This is a genomic window from Cognaticolwellia beringensis, assembly GCF_002076895.1.
GTDB lineage: Bacteria > Pseudomonadota > Gammaproteobacteria > Enterobacterales > Alteromonadaceae > Cognaticolwellia > Cognaticolwellia beringensis.
Genome location: NZ_CP020465.1, coordinates 3922452 through 3940947, shown reverse-complemented (window position 1 = coordinate 3940947; position 18496 = coordinate 3922452). Strand labels below are relative to the sequence as shown.

Here is an 18496-nt window from a genome sequence, read left to right as displayed (position 1 = left end):
TGTGCGCTAGTATTGAATCACGCCTAATAATTGCCTAAAAGTAATATAAATACTATCCAATATACAGAGCAAGGTAGCACAAGATGTTAATAAAAGTTTCACATATCGTCGAGCTCTATTACGGGTTAAAACAACCAATTACTACGACATTTATTTAATCATTGTCGCTACAATGAACTAGCTTATTAGGCCACGCAAAATTACCGCCTTGAATAACTATTTATTTATATCAAGCCTCTATCGGGTGGTTTTCCATGCATATAAATTAGCGTAACTAATGACTTAAATTGACAATAAATCAGAGAGTAAATCAGCAAAACGTCTCCTTTAAGGTAAATAATTTGACCTATTTGTCATAATTATGTCAAATATGCCGACATTTTATATCTACCAGCCCGATTTTAAGTATAAATACGCGAATAAAAACATCAATTATTTAAATATTTTACGAAATTCCAGCTTAGATTTATAAAAAATAATTACTTATATCGCGGTAATTATATTTTTTATTCACTTTTTTTCGCGCCAACACTAATTAATGGGTCAAAAAACAAGCAAGCATAGTTCTTTCATATCCATATAAGACTACTTCATCATCATTATTTTCAATATTGGAAATAAATATAATAAATACCTAGCATGTCTTTTCGATGAAATATTCACCATCCATATATAAATATTACATATTTTATGAGTACTTAGTTATTTGCGTTCGTAGCTTTACTATAATGTACTGCTATAATGCGCAACGAATTTTCAAGCAAGTGGATAAATAATGTCAGATTATCAATTAAGATTCGGCGGTATCGCACGACTGTACGGTAACAGCCAAAGTGCAGCGCTTCAGCAGGCACATTTCTGTGTTATCGGCATAGGTGGTGTGGGTTCATGGGTAGCAGAAGCATTTGCCCGTAATGGTATTGGCCAAATAACGTTAATTGATCTTGATGATTTATGTGTAACCAATATTAATCGCCAGATTCATGCCTTAACCGATACTATAGGCCTGAGTAAAGTTGATGTTATGCGCGACAGAATTAAGCAAATTAATCCTGATTGCATTGTTAACACTATAGAAGATTTTGTCACGCTAGAAAATATTAAAGTATTACTCTCAAATTCGTTTGATTACGTTATCGACGCCATCGACTCTGTTAATGTTAAAAGTGCCGTTATTGCGCATTGCAAACGAAATAAAATACCCATCGTTACTATTGGCGGTGCGGGGGGGCAAATAGATCCAAGTAAAATCGCCATCGCCGATTTAAGTCAGACTTTTCAAGATCCCCTGTTGGCTAAAGTACGAAACCAACTGCGTAGAGAATACAATTTCTCACGAAATGTGAAACGGAAGTTTTCAATTGATGCCGTATTCTCAAGTGAACAGCTACGCTACCCTGATGCTGATGGAAATGTTTGCCACGCTAAGCAATCAAATGATGGCTCTATGCGTTTGGATTGTAGTGGCGGCTTTGGTGCAGCAACACATGTTACTGCCTGTTTTGCATTTTTTGCCGTTGGTAAAGCAATGGATAAATATTTAAAGAAAGTACGTAGCTAGTTATTATTTTAAGGTAATACTTAACGTTGTAAGCCTTTATAAACTTACCCTTAATACAACTCAATCGAACTATATATTTTCTGCACAATAGCTCGTAGCCCGTTACCACGCGACGGGCTTAGGTGTTGTAGTAAACCTAATTCATTAAAATATTTATCCATATCAAAGGCGCTAATTTGCGCGGCAGTTTTGTTATCAACAGCGGCTAATATAATGGCAAATAAGCCACGTATAACCTTGGCATCGCTATCACCTTTAAATCGAAATATATCGTTATTTTCTCTATTACAGACTAACCATGCCTGACTTTCACAACCCGTAATTAATGACAATTCTGTCTTGTCTGCTTCTGCTAGACGTAATTGCTTTTTCCCTAACATCATAATTTCACGATGTTTACTATCCCAGCTTTTCGCTTTGGCGAATATGGTATATATGTCATCAACAGCTAAATGTGTGGTAGCAAAGGAATTAGAGTCGGTAATTTCTTTGTGCTCAAAAGTCCCTGTTTTTTCATTTTCCTCTAGCATAGACTTTCTTATGCTTTTCAGTTGTTGCACGACAAAGTCTACTTCTTCAAAGCTGTTATATGCAGATAAAGATAAGCGAATACAGCCATCAATATGCAGATACTGCATTAACGGCATAGCGCAATGATGTCCTGAACGAACTGCGATACCAACACTGTCTAGTGCGGTGGCAACATCATGATTATGTTGGTTAGCAAGGGTAAATGAAAATACTGGAATATCCGGCGCTTCATTAACAATATATGTTAATCCCTCAACGGTTGATAACTTATCGAAGCAATACTGCTTCAATCGGGTTTCATATTCGAGTAACGCTGCATGGCCTTGTTGTTCAAGAAATGTAATAGTTGAACCCAGCGCAACAACACCAGCAATATTGGGTGTGCCGGCCTCGAATTTATGGGGTAAGTCGTTAAATGTAGTTTGCTCAAAACTTACTGCTTTGATCATTTCTCCACCGGCTTGGTATGGTGGCATTTTCTCTAATAATTCTCGCTTACCATAAAGTACACCAACACCCGTTGGGCCATACATTTTATGTGCGGAAAAGACATAAAAGTCACAATCTAATGCCCTAACATCTACCTTTAAATGTGCAATTGCCTGAGCACCATCAACTAAAGTTAATGCTTTATACTTGCGCGCGACGCGAATGATTTCTTTAATTGGATTGATTTTTCCAATGACGTTAGATATATGGCCAAAACATACGATTCGAGTACGCTCGCCAATAACACTTTCAAGTTGTTCAACATCTATTTGACCCGATAGCGTTAAAGGTAATACTTTAATTTTTGCGCCAGTTTGCTGTGCAACAATTTGCCAAGGCACAATGTTAGCGTGATGCTCACTATAACTTAAGACTATTTCATCATTGACTTGTAGTGTTGAACGTCCCCAACTTTGTGCAACTAAATTAATACTTTCAGTACTGCCCTTTGTCCAAATAATCTCTTTGTTAGTGTTAGCATTAATGAATGTTCTTACTTTACCTCTAACATTTTCAAAAGCTAACGTGGCCCTTGCACTTAAAGCATGAGATGCCCGATGAACATTAGCATTGTTCAATTGATAGTAATTTTGATAGCTATCAATAACACAAATTGGCTTTTGAGTTGTCGCCGCATTATCGAAATATACTAACGCATGACCATTAATTAAGTCTTCAAGGATGGGGAATTGTTGACGAAAAGATGTAAAAGTAAATTTTTCCATAGAGGTAATAGTGATTTTCATTGAGTTGTCACGATTATATCGTAACTTATGATTTATAAACTGAGTTAATGTGTTTTTTTTAACAAAATTTTCAATATCTTTGAGCAAAAATTAATAACTTGAGCTATAACTAAAGATGAATAATTGGAGGAAAAAATACTATGGCATTATTTTCATGGTTTATGCGAAAGGCTAACATAAACTCCACAAAAAATAACAAGGCGACATTGGAACAAGAATTATCTACATTTAACAACAATACAATGTGGCCAGTAGCTAAAGTAAGAAGTAACACCGTGATACAACAGCAAGTATACGTAAATGCTGCATCACACTTCAAAAAAGAAACTAAGTTCAATACACTGAAAGAACACATTAACTAATCTAAGGTTAGAAAATAAAAGATATTGAATAAAAATTTAGCCAATTAGTAGCAGTTTTGAATTTTCAAATTGGCTAACTTTTAATTATTTAAATAGCGTAACCTGTAATACCTCACTCGCCTTAATATATTTCCCCTGTCCCACTAAATCTCGACTGATGTTAAAATGATAACTAGGCATTAAGTAACGTTTGGGATCTAGCTTCATAATATTTAAATATATATCGGGAAAATCTAACTCGAAATACTCCAACTTTGTCCGATGGGCTAATGGTTTAAACGCTTGTGTATCGCGCTTGCTATTACAAGAGTTAGTGGTAAATAAGCCTATTTCGTTATTATGTTCGACGGGTGTACCTAACTGCCAACCTTGGGGGTGATTAGACAATATTGGTGTTGAATCTTTAACTAAGCTTCGCCATGGCAACTGCAATAATATACTTTCTCGCAAGTTTCCTCGTTCCCCCTGATAATATTTATCTAAAACAACCAGGTTATGAGCAAATGGAGTTTGTTGAAATTGCTGACACTTTTGGTGTTGCTTTGGCAGTGGATATTCATCAACAAAACCAATAAAATGACTAAGTTCATGAACTAAAACATCAAGGTTGTCTTGCTGGTCTATATACATAATGCCATTATCGACATTTGCACTCCCTTGCTCAACAATAACCCCTAAATAGCGTGAATTTATATCTGAACGTTGTAGCCACTTACTTGCATTACAACGTATCTTATCTGTTGGTTGATGTTGGCAGTTTACCACTTCAGCAGGAATATATTTTGGTGTTAGTACACAGATATATTTTGCAAGCTTATGACCCTCAAATGCTAAAGTTAATTGTTTACCATGGCGTAAGCCCGCTAAGTTAGTTGCAAACAGCTGCACATCAATTGAACAAGCGGTGTTATGTTCGCTTTTATGCCTTACGTTTTGACTAAATACAGAGAACTGCTCAAGTTCGTTGAACAGACCAGCATTATCACCATGTGCTAACTTGCTTTTATAAGCTTGAATAAAAGATAGATCACCTTGTTGTAAAGCTAATTTATATAACAGGGCTAATGCTTTTTCATTGTTCAAAATGGGTAATAACAATGACTTGATGTCTGCATATTGATGTTGGTCAAAATAACTATTCGCCAAGGCTAACCGTGCTGTTACATGATGCTGACGTATCGCAAGTTGATACCATAATTGAGCTGCAGACACTTGCTTTTGTTTTAGGTAATATTCTCCGAGTTGAAAGGCTGTACTTGCACTCTCATTAGCATGATGTTTTGCTAAGTGTATCCATGCCTGTTCATTACCATTCTTTAACAATTGAGCCAACCGTTCATCCGTGTCAGTTAGCGGGTCGAGTATTTCAAGTAACGATAGTTGTTGGCGGGTTATTTCAGCGTTCGAAATTTTGTCACGATAATCGGCTATAAATAGAAATAAGCTTAGTAATATCACTATTACTAAGCTTATAAGAATATTTTTAAATGCCATTTTATAAATCTAAATTAACTAATTAATTAGTTAAGGTGTACTGCTTTGTTGTATCGATTGTCGTATCAAATCTAATTCAAGCTTGGCATACCTGTGTTCAACAAATTCATATACGTTTGTACTAAGCGCTAGTTTAAAAAAGTTAATAGCGGCGTTTACATCGCCTTTCATTTGGCTGTACTTTCCTAAATAGAAATATGCTTCACATAAACGTTCGGTTAGTGCTTCGTTTGAATTAACATTTACGACTAATTTATCAATAAAGACATCTTGACTCATTTCGCCTAAGTAAAGCTTAATAACATTTTTTGCCCAAACACTTTCATCGATTAATTCGGCGAATAAGGCTAAGTCTTGATTGGCCTTTAGTTGATCTATTTCTATATCTGCTAGATATTGCCACAACACTCGATAAGGATCATTTTGTTGAAATTCTCGAAAGGTTTCAAAATCAGCAGAGGCTAAATTTGGACGCCCACCATAATAGAGCGCGATGCCACGATTTAAAAAAGCGTATTCATGATCAGGAGCTAATTCTATGGCAGAGTCAAAGGCGTCGTATGCCTGATTAAATTCTTGTAATTGAGTAAAATGGATACCAATAAAGTTATAGGCGTCTACCATATCGGGCTTTAGGCTTATGGCTTGGTTAAAGTCAAAACGCGCTAAACCACGCAAGCCAACTTTATCGTATTCAACACCTCGTTGATAAAATAATTCTGCTCTTTGGCCATCGCTGATTTCAGCCCTTTGTATCACTTGTGTCAATCGTGCTATCGCTATTTCGCTTTTATAGCTAATAGCAATGGGCTCAGCAATGATCAGTTCTCCAATTACAGATTGCTGAGAGGTTGTTGATTGGCAACCTTGAACGAGCAATAAACCAGATAAAAGTAATACTTTGGAAAATAAAGCTTTAGAAAATTGAGTATTAGAAAGTAAGCGCACGTAAAACAGAATCCTAGTAAGTATTTAGACTATTGAGTATATAAAAAAGGGAGCAATTAAGCTCCCTTTTTGTGTCCAGGTATTAAGTAGTGTTAACTAACATATCTCCTGCACTCGATTTATAGCAGTAAATTACTCTGCTGAGTCAGTTTCAGGCGCTGCTGCAACTGGCTTTTCCATCGCTTCTTTCATGCTTAAACGTACGCGACCTTGACGGTCAACTTCAAGTACTTTAACGGTTACGTCTTGGCCTTCTGTCAATACGTCGCTAACAGCGTTAACACGTTCTTCAGAGATTTGAGAAATATGAACTAAACCGTCTTTACCTGGTAATACGTTAACAAACGCACCAAAGTCAACGATACGTACAACTTTACCTGTGTAAACAGTTCCAACTTCAATTTCAGCAGTCAGAGCTGTAATACGTGCAATCGCGTCTTTTGCTTGATCGCCGTCAGTCGCTGCGATTCTAACTGTACCATCGTCTTCAATTTCAATAGTCGTACCAGTTTCTTCAGTCAATTGACGAATAGTTGCGCCACCTTTACCGATAATGTCACGAATTTTATCTTGAGGAACTTTCATAGTATGAATACGTGGAGCGAATTGAGAGATATCATCACGATGTCCACCAATAGCTTCGTCCATAACACCTAAGATATGAGTACGTGCAGCTTTTGCTTGGTTTAAAGCAAGTTGCATAATTTCTTGCGTGATGCCTTCAATTTTAATGTCCATTTGAAGTGCAGTAATACCACCGGTAGTACCCGCTACTTTAAAGTCCATATCACCTAAGTGATCTTCATCACCCAAGATGTCTGAAAGAACAACAAAGTTGTCGCCTTCTTTAACTAGACCCATAGCAATACCAGCAACTGAAGCTTTAATGGGTACACCAGCATCCATAAGTGCTAAAGAAGTACCACAAACAGAAGCCATTGAAGATGAACCATTTGATTCAGTAATTTCAGAAACTACACGAACCGAATACGGGAATTCTTCAGCTGAAGGCATAACAGCCAACATGCCGCGTTTCGCAAGACGACCATGGCCAATTTCACGACGTTTAGGAGAACCAACAAAACCTGTTTCACCCACACAGTATGGAGGGAAGTTATAATGAAGCATGAAGTTATCAGTTTTTTCACCCATGATGGTGTCTAAACGTTGTGCGTCACGTTGTGTACCTAATGTAGCAACAACTAATGCTTGAGTTTCACCACGAGTAAACACAGCAGAACCATGCGTACGCGGTAATACACCCGTCATTACATCTAAAGCACGGATCATCTCAGGATCACGACCATCAATACGAGGCTTGCCGTTTGTAATGCGACCACGAACAACCGTTTTTTCTAAATCATGGAATAAATCTTTTGCTTCTTGAACATCAAGGTCAGCATCAGCTGCCAATAATGCCGCAACAACACCATCGCGAATTTCTTTAATTTTTTCGTAACGAACAGCTTTTTCAGTAATTTGGTAAGCTTCGTCAACTTGGCTTTCAGAAAGCTCAGCTATTTTAGCGATAAGATCGGCGTTTTTAACTGGTGCAACCCAATCCCATTTAGGATTGTTAACTTCTGCGGCCATTTCTTTAATTGCTGTAATAGCCGTTTGCATTTGCTCATGACCAAACATAACAGCGCCAAGCATAACTTCTTCAGAAAGTACGTCAGCTTCAGATTCAACCATTAATACAGCAGAATCAGTACCAGAAACAACTAAGTTCAACTGAGAAGTTTCTAATTCAGATTGTAATGGGTTAAGAATATATTTTCCGTCAGTATAGCCAACACGCGCTGCACCAACTGGACCACTAAAAGGCATACCTGAAATAGCTAATGCTGCAGACGTACCTAATAAAGCGATAATGTCTGGAGAAATTTCTGGGTTTGCCGAAACAACAGTGATAACGACTTGAACTTCGTTAGTAAACCCTTCAGGGAATAGTGGACGAATTGGACGGTCAATTAGACGACAAATGAGTGTTTCTTCTTCTGAAGGACGACCTTCACGCTTAAAGAAACCACCTGGGATTTTACCCGCTGCGTAGGTACGCTCTTGGTAGTTAACCGTTAATGGGAAAAAGTCTTGACCTGGTTTTGCTTCTTTTTTACCAACAACAGAGACTAATACTGATGTATCGTCCATGCTAGCCATAACGGCACAAGTGGCTTGACGAGCAATAACGCCCGTTTCTAGAGTTACGGTATGTTGACCGAACTCAAATGTTTTAGTAACTGGATTAAACATTTAGTTAGTTCCTTAAATATCTTTTGATTTTAATCAATCTGTACAATTATTTATTCACTTAGTTAATCATTAAGTATTAAGGCGTTACCAATAAGTTACGCACTAAGTTGAACAAAAAATTATACAGTTTGATTGATTAGTTTTTTGCAAATACGAAATTTGCACGCACATTATACTTAACAGTTATGTTTTTACTAGCCTGAAAGCATAAATGTTGACGTTAAAAGAAGAAAACCTGAAAATTTTTGTCAATATTAGTTTTATTGCAGCGAAACTATACATTACAAATTTTAAATCAGTGTGGGCGGTTCAGTTGATATAAAGGCGAGTTTTACTTATAAATAAGCAACAGCATAGGCGCTTTTACCTTAAATGACTTATCAGTGACTTTTTTCAGCGTATTAAATCCATAATTTTCAATGTCACTTCGCTTCTTGATAGCAGATAATGGTCTATATTTACGTAATTTAGAATTGATTTTATACTCGGTAACTATCGCCTATGTGATAAACAATATAATAATATTACCTCTTAATTCATCGCGTTAAATAACGTTAAAAATATTTCAATCGTTGTCGCTCGAATTAAAAGTCGAGATGGTTTTTAAAAAATACTTGTTCATCTAAACCTAACAATACTCAGGGGTACCTAATGTCAGGTCTTATTTTACTTTAACGAGTTACAACAATGACCTCAAATATCAAAAAATCCAAATATATACCCTAGTTGCATCAAGGTAATATCGCGTTTATCCTTATACTATTCAACTAGTAACTCACATAAACAAGGAACCATTGAATGGATGATATTATTGGGACAAATATAAATGCTTCGGAATTAACAGACCAAGCAATATCGCTGGTGATGACATACGCACCCAAGTTGGTGCTCGCCATTATTACTTTAATCGTTGGTTTGTGGTTGATTAACCGATTTGTCGGCGTGTTAGACAAAAAATTGGGTAAAAAAGATCCAACACTTAACAAATTTCTATGTGGATTGCTGAGCGCCGTGATGAAAGTCATGCTACTAATTTCAGTCGCCTCGATGATCGGTATTGCAACGACCTCATTTATTGCGGTCATCGGTGCTGCTGGCCTCGCTATAGGGCTCGCATTGCAGGGAAGTCTGGCCAATTTTGCTGGCGGTGTACTTATCTTAATCTTCAAACCTTTCAAGGTCGGTGATACCATTGAAGCTCAGGGTTTTTTGGGCGCTGTCGCTGAAATCCAAATTCTCTACACCGTGGTAAATACCTTCGACAACCGCCGTATTGTTATTCCAAATGGTAGCCTATCTAACGCCACTTTGGTTAACGTCAGTATTTACGATAAGCGCCGATGCGACATGACCTTTGGCATACACTATGACGACGACATCGATAAGGCGAAGGCTATTCTTCAACGCTTGTTTGATGAAGACGAACGCTCTCTTAAAGAACCTGCACCAAGAATCTGTGTTGGCAGTCTCGGCGATAATTCAGTTAACCTGATGTTTCGCCCCTGGGTTTCGACTGATGACCTGTGGCCTTACTACTGGGACATGCAAGAAAAGGTCAAAAAGGCCTATGATAAAGAAGGCATTACTATTCCCTACCCTCAACGTGACGTTCATGTTTATAAATCCGAGTGATATGTATCCAATGAAAACATTGAGCTTTTCACATTCTGTCCAGCATCAACTGGGCTGATACTTTATGGCGGTAAGGTAGCAAAAGCTACTTTACCGCAAACGATTAAAGCGATGAAAGAAGCCGTCTGCTACTGATATCAAATACTTTCTATCAATCACTGCCTTATCAATTGTGAAAAGTGTAGCACAACAATATTCTTTGATTCACCAAAACGCTTAATATCAATACGATTATGAGCTTTGTGATCCTTTTAGAAATATGACAATACCAATTGAAATAATACTCATAGTACTCAGACTATATATCTGTAATACCTATAGCTAAAATACCAATGAAGTTTTGCCCAGAAACAATTTTCGTTCATAAATCCCCGTTTATAATAGCGGTAATAAATTAAGCTATCAGATCAATATTAATTAACGTTAACTTACGCTATAACCTCAATTAACTTAGACAAAGCTAATGATATTAATGGTACAAAAGCTTTAGGGTATTACACCAATCTCCTTGAGTGAATATGATTTATCTTTAGAGCGCTACAAAGAGTAAGCTATAAAAATTTTAGCACCGCCGAAACGGTTGCCTGAGGGTTTTCTTCATGAGGCACGTGACCCAAGTCATCAAAGACAATTAATTCACTATTAACAATTTCTTGTTCAAATTGTTTACCAAACTTAAGCGGAATTAGTCGGTCTTTTCTCCCCCAAATTAAAAGTGTTGGCACACTAACAGTATGAAGTTTTTCTATCAAGGCTCCAGGTAATGTCTGTTCAAAACGTGCCTTTAAAGCACTGCGGTTGCCTTCACGCAATGAAAGTTCATAGTATCGGTTAACTAATTCTTCGGTCACTAAATCCGGATTTCCATAAACATTTTTAATACTTTTTTCTACTAGTGATTTAGGTAAAATATTTTTTAATAGCCGACTTGCTATCGGGTTTTGTGACAATTTAAAAGCAAGTGGCACAGATTCAGGATCATAGGGGTAGCCACTTGCATCGACTAAAATCAATTTAGATACTCTATCTGGGTGAAATACCGCTGTCGCCCAAGCAATATAACCGCCTAACGAGTTACCTGCTAATACACTTTTGTCGACTTTTAATTTATCTAACACCGCAATAACGACTTTAGCGTAATGTTCAATGGTATAATTATTTTTCGGGTCAGGTCCTGTTAAGCCAAAAGCGGGTAAATCAAATCGAATTACTCTTCGCTGCTCTTTTAATACCTCTACCCACCCATCCCAAGTATGTAATGACGCACTGGTACCGTGTATCAAAACAATAGGTGCTTTATCCGATTTAGGGCCTTCGTCTCTGTAGTGAACATTCATCCCAGCTACATTTAAAAATTGTGATGGTTCAGGCGCCCAGCGTTTACTCAGTTCTGCAACAGATTTGTCGTACGCTAAATTTGAATACAGATAAATGCCGAGGAAAACGGCCAAGATAAGCAGTAGATATAAGCTATATTTTAAAATCATCAACTTTCTGCGCGCCTTATTTATTACGACTTTATCAGAAACAAATAAACTAACTAAAGTGCGCTAACCTAGCAACTGATAGTCGTACTATTAAGCTTTCTGATCTTAAACCAAGTTGATTTGTTAACTTAGTATTATGGTACAAAAATAAAAATTGTATTAAGAACCAAAAATGAAAAAAGGAGCCATTCGGCTCCTTTTGATATTCTTTGCTTATTTTATTAAATAAACTGTATCTTAACGACGTAGACCTAATTTACCAATTAAAGCAGTGTAACGTTCAACGTTTTTGCCTTTTAAGTAATCAAGTAATTTACGACGTTGGCTTACCATGCGTAATAAACCACGACGTGAGTGGTGATCATGGATGTGCTCTTTGAAGTGACCTTGTAAGTGGTTGATTTGTACAGTTAACAAAGCAACTTGTACTTCTGGAGAACCAGTATCACCTTCAGCTTGTGCGTATTCTGCAACGATAGCCGCTTTTTCAGTAGCGTTTAAAGACATAATATTTACCTTAATTTTAGTGTTTTAAAAATCGCGTCAAGCCGAACACTAAATCAGCAAGACGTTCTAAGAGCGCGTATTCTATCAATAATAGCTACAATTGCAACTTAAACAGATAGCCTATTAATTATAGTGACAATTACCCAACGACTGTAATACGCTTCGGGGCAACTAAACCATCGTCATCAATTTCACCAACACCAATAAATTCACCAGTATCGACATCATCGCCAATGAACACTTGCACTAACCCCTCGCTTGGCCCATTCGAGCATTGCACAGGGTTACCGTGGCGCAAAAAGTTCGCCGACATATCATCAACAAAAACCGCAGGTATACCGTCACAAGCTGTAGTCATAGGTAATAGCAAAGGATCTAAATAAACTGACGGTGGAACATCTTCCGCTTGGGCTTGTTCTAACAATGCTTCTAACGTTGCCATTGTTACCATTCTTTCTGGAGGATAATTACCAACCGCACTTCGGCGTAAATCAGCAACATGTGCTCCACAGCCTAAAAGTTCACCTAAATCATCAATAATGGTACGAATATAGGTACCTTTAGAAACATGAATATCTAGGTCAACTTCATCACCTTCAAAACGTAATAGATCTAACCGAAATACCGTAATGTCACGTGATTCTCTCGGTACTTCAATACCTTCACGAGCATATTTATATAAAGGTTGCCCCTGATACTTTAATGCTGAGTACATTGACGGTATTTGTTGAGTTGTACCGCGAAACGAGTCTAATGCGGCTGCTAATTGCTCAGCACTAACATCGACAGGCTTTTCACTAACCACCTCACCGTCAGCATCACTTGTTGTGGTACGAACACCTAATTTTGCGGTAACTTGGTAAGTTTTATCGGTATCAAGTAAAAACTGAGAAAACTTAGTACCTTCACCTAAACATATCGGTAACATGCCGGTCGCTAATGGATCTAAAGCACCGGTATGCCCTGCTTTTTGTGCAAAATATATGTGCTTAACTCGCTGTAGGGCATTGTTAGACGACATATCATAGGGTTTATCCAATAATAAAACGCCGTTAATCGCACGGCCTTTTCTTTTCTTCGCCATCGTTATTCACTCTCTGGTGCTGGGGCTTCGTCTATTTCACCTTCATGATTTTTTACATCTTCAGCTACAGCTTTATCAACTAAATTGCCCATGCGAACACCTTCAACCATAGAGCTATCATAAATAAATCTAAGCTCTGGCATAATACGAGCATTAATACGCTTGGCTAACAAAGTACGAATATAGCTTGAAGCTTCGTTTAAAACATCGATTGAAACATCAACATTTTGACCTTCTAAAGTGAAGAAAGTAACAAATATTTTTGCATAAGCTAAATCACGCGTAATTTCTACCGCATTAACCGTCACCATACCTAAACGTGGATCTTTTACTTCGCGTTGAATAATCATCGCGATTTCTTTTTGAATTTCTTGTGCAACTCGATCAGTACGAGCAAATTCTCTGGCCATAAATAATTCCTACAACCTAATGATATTAAAATTGATACAAGTATAACCATCATCAGCTTTAAATATTAGGTATATTTTGTAAATAAAAATGGAGGCTAAGCCCCCATTTTAACTAAACTATGAAAACTAAACGCGATTATAGTGTGCGTTTAATCTCAACCGTTTCAAATACTTCTATTTGGTCACCAACACGAACATCGTTGTAGTTCTTAACACCGATACCACATTCAGTAGCGTTACGAACTTCTTGTACGTCATCTTTAAAGCGACGTAAAGATTCCAACTCACCTTCGTAAATAACTACGTTATCACGTAGTACACGAATTGGTGCTGAACGCTTGATTATACCTTCAGTAACCATACAACCAGCAATTGCGCCAATCTTAGGTGACTTAAATACATCACGAACTTGTGCTAAACCAATGATTTCTTGTTTAAACTCAGGAGCAAGCATACCGCTCATTGCTGATTTAACTTCGTCAATCAAAGAGTAAATAACACTGTAGTAACGTAAGTCGATTTTCTCAGCTTCAATCACTTTACGTGCTGTTGCATCGGCACGAACGTTAAAACCAACCATGATAGCGTTAGAGGCAGCAGCTAACGTTGCATCGGTTTCAGTAATTGCACCAACGCCACTACCAATAATGCGAACTTTAACTTCGTCAGTTGAAAGCTTAGTCAATGAATCTGAAATCGCTTCAAGTGAACCTTGAACATCAGATTTAAGGACTACATTCACTTCAGAAATTTCACCTGAAGCCATGTTCGCAAACATATTTTCAAGCTTAGCTTTCTGTTGACGTGCAAGTTTCACATCACGGAATTTACCTTGACGGAATAAAGCAACTTCACGCGCTTTCTTCTCATCTTTAACAACTGTAGCTTCATCACCCGCAATTGGTACACCACTTAAGCCAATAATTTCTACTGGAATAGATGGGCCTGCAGATTGAATAGTCTTACCGTTCTCATCACGCATGGCACGAACACGACCGTATTCTAAACCACAAAGTACGATATCACCTTGGTTCAATGTACCTTCTTGAACAAGTACAGTAGCCACTGGGCCACGGCCTTTATCAAGTTTAGATTCAACAACAACACCGTTAGCCATTTTATCAACAACAGCGGTTAGCTCTAATACTTCAGATTGAAGTAATATAGCGTCAAGTAATTCGTCAATACCTAAACCAGTTTTAGCTGATACGTGACAGAATTGAACGTCTCCGCCCCACTCTTCAGAAAGTACGTCGTGTTGTGATAACTCACTCTTAACACGATCTGGATCAGCACCTTCTTTATCCATTTTGTTAACAGCGATAATAATTGGTGCGTCAGATGCTTTAGCATGCTGAATCGCTTCAACTGTTTGTGGCATTACACCATCATCTGCGGCAACAACAATAATAACGATATCGGTTGCTTTAGCACCACGTGAACGCATAGACGTAAACGCCGCATGACCAGGAGTATCAAGGAATGTAATCATTCCGTGTCCTGTTTCTACATGGTATGCACCAATATGCTGAGTAATACCACCGGCTTCACCGTCAGCTACTTTTGCTTCACGAATGTGATCAAGTAATGATGTTTTACCATGGTCAACATGACCCATGATAGTTACAACAGGAGCACGTGTAATCGCTTCACCTGTATGGCCTCGATCTGAAAGTACCGCTTCTTCAAGGGCATTTTCTTTCACTAGTACCACTTCACGACCCATTTCTTCAGCAACTAATGCCGCTGTTTCTTGGTCAATCACTTGGTTAATGGTTGCCATAGCACCCATTTTAAACATTGCTTTAACAACTTCAGCGCCTTTAACAGACATTTTGTTTGCTAGTTCAGCAACCGAAATTGTTTCGCCGATACGTACTTCGTTAAGCTTAATTTCAACGGGTTTAGTGAACCCATGCTTTAAGCTTTGAGGAGAAGATAAGCTTAACTTGCCTTTGCCTCTTGCATTACGACCGCCACGGTTATTTCTATCTTGACCCGCTGGTTTTTTCTTCTTACGTCGACGACCACTTTCATCGGCAGAGTCACTTTTATCTTCAGCTTCTTGCGCGTATTTAGAAGAGGTTAAATGTACCACTTCTTTTTCTTTCGCTTTACGCTCAGCTTCTTGCTCTTTCCAACGAGATTCGTTTTCTTCAGCAAGTTTACGTGCTACTTCTGCAGACAACTTAGCTTCTTCTTCAGCTTTTGCTGTTAATTCTGCTTCTTGTTGTAAACGTAATTTTTTCGCTTCTTCAGTTTCAGCAACTACTGGCGCAGGCTTAGGCGCTTCTTCAATAGATTTTGCTTTAGCGATTGCGGCTTGCTTAGCTTTAGCTTCAGCTTCAAGTTTTGCTTCTGCTTTAGCTTCGGCTTGCACTTCTGCTTTTGCTGCTGCTGCTGCACGAGCATTTACTGCCTCTTTAGCATCAGCTTCTGCTTTAGCTTTAGCGTCGATTTCAGCTTGAATACGCGCTTCTTCTGCAGCTTTCGCTTCAACTTCTGCTTGTTGCTGCTCTTCTAAATCGCTACGTTTAACATAAGTACGTTTTTTACGTACTTCTACTTGCACTGATTTAGCTTTACTACCATGACCTAAAACCAAAGTAGACTTTTTCTTACGGCTTAATGTCATTTTGCTTGGGTTAGCAGTTGAGTCATCACCGTGTTGCTTTTTCAAATGATCAAGCAGGTTTTCTTTTTCTTCTTGCGAAACAGAATCAGTTGCCGATTTTTTCACGCCTGAGTCAGCCAATTGGCTAACTAAGCGATCCACCGGTGTACCGATTTCTTTGGCAAGTTGTTCTACTGTTACGTTTGCCATCTATATAATTCTCCCGGTGAGTTATTCTTCGTTAAACCAACAAATATTACGTGCAGCCATAATTAGCTCGCCCGCTTTGGTTTCATCTAATTCTTCAATGTCGGATATTTCATCAACACCTTGCTCAGCAAGATGTTCTAAAGTTGTAATACCACGACTTGCTAATACAAACGCTAAATGGCGTTCTAAACCGGCAAGATTTAATAAATCTTCTGCAGGTTCTGCACCTTCAAGTGTTTCTTCACTTGCAAGTGCTTGAGTCGTAATTGCCGCTTTTGCACGTTCGCGCAATTCTTCAACAGTGTCTTCGTCCATGCCATCAATATCTAGCATTTCGGCAACAGGTACGTAGGCAATTTCTTCTAACGAGGTAAAGCCTTCTTCTACTAACATCAAAGCAAAATCTTCATCAAGATCTAGCTTGTCAATAAATAGCGTTAATACTTTATCGTTTTCAGCTTGGTGTTTCTCGTTCATGTCAGCAACAGTCATTACGTTAAGTTCCCAGCCTGTTAACTGGCTAGCTAAACGTATATTTTGACCACTACGACCAATCGCCATGGCTAAGTTGCCTTCTTCAACGGCAATATCCATGGTGTTTTTGTCTTCATCAACAATGATAGAAGCCACTTCAGCTGGTGCCATTGCATTGATCACGTATTGTGCTGGGTTGTCATCATATAAAACGATATCAACACGTTCGCCGCCTAACTCACTTGAAACGGCTTGTACACGCGAACCACGCATACCAACACACGCGCCAACAGGGTCGATACGCTTGTCGTTACTTTTTACTGAAATTTTAGCGCGAGAACCAGGGTCGCGTGCTGCGCCTTTGATCTCAAGCATTTCTTCACCAATTTCTGGTACTTCAACACGGAAAAGTTCAATTAACATCTCAGGTTTTGTACGGCTTACAAATAATTGTGCACCACGTGCTTCTGGTTTAATTTCATAAAGTAAACCACGAATACGATCGCCTGGACGAAAACTTTCGCGTGGTAACATGTCGTCACGATAAATAATCGCTTCAGCATTATTACCAAGATCTAAAATTACGCTATCACGACTGGCTTTTTTCACTACACCTGTAATGATTTCACCAATTTGCTCTTGATAAGCATCAACAATAAGTCCGCGTTCTGCTTCACGAATTTTTTGTACAATAACCTGTTTAGCTGTTTGCGTTGTTACACGGTCAAACTTAACAGATTCAATTTGATCTTCGACAAAGTCACCAACGTTTAATTCTGGATCATCATATTGCGCAGCCGCTAAACTAATCTCAGAATATGGGTTTTCCATCGGAGTGTCGCTTTCATCAACGATTAACCAACGACGGAAAGTGTCAAATTCACCTGTTGCACGGTCAATACTTACACGAACTAAAATGTCACCTTCATATTTCTTTTTTGTCGCTGTTTCTAAAGCTGTTTCCATCGCTTCAAAAATGCTTTCTCGTGGTAATGCCTTTTCATTAGAAACAGCATCTACGACCAGTAATATTTCCTTACTCATGCTAGTTAGCCTTTCTCAGTATTTTAAATTTATTTACGATGGTTAAAAACAAGGTGTGCCTTGTCAATGTTACTAATAACAAGTACATACTCCTCGTTATCCACCATTACAATTAAACTATCGTTATCAACGGCAACTAATTTGCCTTTGAATTTACGACGGCCATTCAATGGCATAGAAATTTTCACTTCTACTGTTTCATCAACAACCGCCTCAAAGTGCGCTTTGTCAAAAAGTGGGCGATCAAGCCCAGGTGATGAAACTTCTAAGCTATATTCACTACTGATCGGGTCTTCTACATCTAGAATAGCCCCTACTTGACGACTAACTTCTGCGCAGTCATCAACATCGATACCATTTTCATGGTCGATAAATAATCGTAAAACCGAATGGTTGCCGGCACTGATAAATTCAACGCCTAATAATTCCTTACCCGTTTCTTCAACGGCAGGACGTAACATTGCGGTTAATTTGTGTTCAAATTTAGCCAATCACTTTTCTCCAATTTGGAAGAGTCCAGAAACAAAAAAAGGGCTTAAAGCCCAGCGATATACCTTGCTGCTATTGCACCTTTTCACAAAGTTAAGATACAAAAAAGCCCCAATACGCGGGGCTTATTCACTGAACCCACGATGTAAACCAAGCAA

At 38.3% G+C, this 18496-nt stretch carries 13 protein-coding genes; 2 read left to right on the top strand and 11 right to left on the bottom strand.

What is annotated here, in order from left to right:
• The first annotated feature begins 775 nt into the window (after positions 1 to 775).
• Positions 776 to 1561 carry a tRNA cyclic N6-threonylcarbamoyladenosine(37) synthase TcdA gene (gene tcdA / locus B5D82_RS16590; RefSeq protein WP_081153095.1) on the top strand — a complete coding sequence of 262 codons (786 nt, stop codon included), beginning with the start codon at positions 776 to 778 and terminating at the stop codon, positions 1559 to 1561.
• 50 nt (positions 1562 to 1611) lie between these two features.
• Here tcdA and B5D82_RS16585 read toward each other — a convergent pair whose 3' ends face one another.
• The 4 genes from B5D82_RS16585 to pnp form a co-directional block, all read right to left on the bottom strand.
• A complete protein-coding gene (locus B5D82_RS16585; RefSeq protein WP_245807496.1) occupies positions 1612 to 3327 on the bottom strand; it encodes a SufS family cysteine desulfurase in 1716 nt (571 codons plus the stop codon).
• 446 nt (positions 3328 to 3773) lie between these two features.
• Positions 3774 to 5183 carry a tetratricopeptide repeat protein gene (locus tag B5D82_RS16575; RefSeq protein WP_081153092.1) on the bottom strand — a complete coding sequence of 470 codons (1410 nt, stop codon included), beginning with the start codon at positions 5181 to 5183 and terminating at the stop codon, positions 3774 to 3776.
• Positions 5184 to 5213: 30 nt separating this feature from the next.
• Positions 5214 to 6131, bottom strand: a complete 918-nt coding sequence (nlpI, locus tag B5D82_RS16570) for a lipoprotein NlpI (RefSeq protein ID WP_081153090.1) — start codon at positions 6129 to 6131, stop codon at positions 5214 to 5216.
• Between the two features lie 132 nt (positions 6132 to 6263).
• A complete protein-coding gene (gene pnp, locus B5D82_RS16565) occupies positions 6264 to 8387 on the bottom strand; it encodes a polyribonucleotide nucleotidyltransferase (RefSeq protein ID WP_081153088.1) in 2124 nt (707 codons plus the stop codon).
• Between the two features lie 798 nt (positions 8388 to 9185).
• Between pnp and B5D82_RS16560 the strand changes: the two genes are divergently transcribed.
• On the top strand, positions 9186 to 10019 hold the full coding sequence (locus tag B5D82_RS16560) for a mechanosensitive ion channel family protein (RefSeq protein WP_081153087.1): 834 nt from the start codon (positions 9186 to 9188) through the stop codon (positions 10017 to 10019).
• Positions 10020 to 10570: 551 nt separating this feature from the next.
• On the opposite strand, the gene B5D82_RS16555 is transcribed toward B5D82_RS16560, so the two are convergent.
• From B5D82_RS16555 to rimP, 7 genes are all read right to left on the bottom strand, one after another.
• Positions 10571 to 11506 (bottom strand): alpha/beta fold hydrolase, encoded by a 936-nt coding sequence (locus B5D82_RS16555; RefSeq protein ID WP_081153085.1) that lies wholly within the window; start codon positions 11504 to 11506, stop codon positions 10571 to 10573.
• A 237-nt stretch (positions 11507 to 11743) separates the two neighbouring features.
• Entirely contained in the window at positions 11744 to 12013 is a 270-nt protein-coding gene (gene rpsO / locus B5D82_RS16550) for a 30S ribosomal protein S15 (protein WP_081153084.1), read from the bottom strand.
• 139 nt (positions 12014 to 12152) lie between these two features.
• On the bottom strand, positions 12153 to 13097 hold the full coding sequence (gene truB / locus B5D82_RS16545) for a tRNA pseudouridine(55) synthase TruB (protein ID WP_081153082.1): 945 nt from the start codon (positions 13095 to 13097) through the stop codon (positions 12153 to 12155).
• A 2-nt stretch (positions 13098 to 13099) separates the two neighbouring features.
• Complete coding sequence (gene rbfA / locus B5D82_RS16540; protein WP_081153081.1) at positions 13100 to 13507, bottom strand: 30S ribosome-binding factor RbfA; 408 nt, start codon at positions 13505 to 13507, stop codon at positions 13100 to 13102.
• 136 nt (positions 13508 to 13643) lie between these two features.
• Positions 13644 to 16331 carry a translation initiation factor IF-2 gene (gene infB, locus B5D82_RS16535; protein WP_081153080.1) on the bottom strand — a complete coding sequence of 896 codons (2688 nt, stop codon included), beginning with the start codon at positions 16329 to 16331 and terminating at the stop codon, positions 13644 to 13646.
• Positions 16332 to 16352: 21 nt separating this feature from the next.
• Positions 16353 to 17849, bottom strand: a complete 1497-nt coding sequence (nusA, locus tag B5D82_RS16530) for a transcription termination factor NusA (protein WP_081153079.1) — start codon at positions 17847 to 17849, stop codon at positions 16353 to 16355.
• Between the two features lie 29 nt (positions 17850 to 17878).
• The gene (rimP, locus tag B5D82_RS16525; protein WP_081153077.1) at positions 17879 to 18340 is read right to left on the bottom strand and encodes a ribosome maturation factor RimP; all 462 of its coding nucleotides are present in this window, start codon (positions 18338 to 18340) and stop codon (positions 17879 to 17881) included.
• Positions 18341 to 18496 lie beyond the last annotated feature (156 nt).

What these genes read in the sequence shown, in the direction of transcription:
- tcdA (WP_081153095.1), top strand. Translation starts at nt 776, where the DNA reads ATGTCAGATTATCAATTAAGATTCGGCGGTATCGCACGACTGTACGGT.
- B5D82_RS16585 (WP_245807496.1), bottom strand. Translation starts at nt 3,327, where the DNA reads ATGAAAATCACTATTACCTCTATGGAAAAATTTACTTTTACATCTTTT.
- B5D82_RS16575 (WP_081153092.1), bottom strand. Translation starts at nt 5,183, where the DNA reads ATGGCATTTAAAAATATTCTTATAAGCTTAGTAATAGTGATATTACTA.
- pnp (WP_081153088.1), bottom strand. Translation starts at nt 8,387, where the DNA reads ATGTTTAATCCAGTTACTAAAACATTTGAGTTCGGTCAACATACCGTA.
- B5D82_RS16560 (WP_081153087.1), top strand. Translation starts at nt 9,186, where the DNA reads ATGGATGATATTATTGGGACAAATATAAATGCTTCGGAATTAACAGAC.
- B5D82_RS16555 (WP_081153085.1), bottom strand. Translation starts at nt 11,506, where the DNA reads ATGATTTTAAAATATAGCTTATATCTACTGCTTATCTTGGCCGTTTTC.
- rpsO (WP_081153084.1), bottom strand. Translation starts at nt 12,013, where the DNA reads ATGTCTTTAAACGCTACTGAAAAAGCGGCTATCGTTGCAGAATACGCA.
- truB (WP_081153082.1), bottom strand. Translation starts at nt 13,097, where the DNA reads ATGGCGAAGAAAAGAAAAGGCCGTGCGATTAACGGCGTTTTATTATTG.
- rbfA (WP_081153081.1), bottom strand. Translation starts at nt 13,507, where the DNA reads ATGGCCAGAGAATTTGCTCGTACTGATCGAGTTGCACAAGAAATTCAA.
- infB (WP_081153080.1), bottom strand. Translation starts at nt 16,331, where the DNA reads ATGGCAAACGTAACAGTAGAACAACTTGCCAAAGAAATCGGTACACCG.
- nusA (WP_081153079.1), bottom strand. Translation starts at nt 17,849, where the DNA reads ATGAGTAAGGAAATATTACTGGTCGTAGATGCTGTTTCTAATGAAAAG.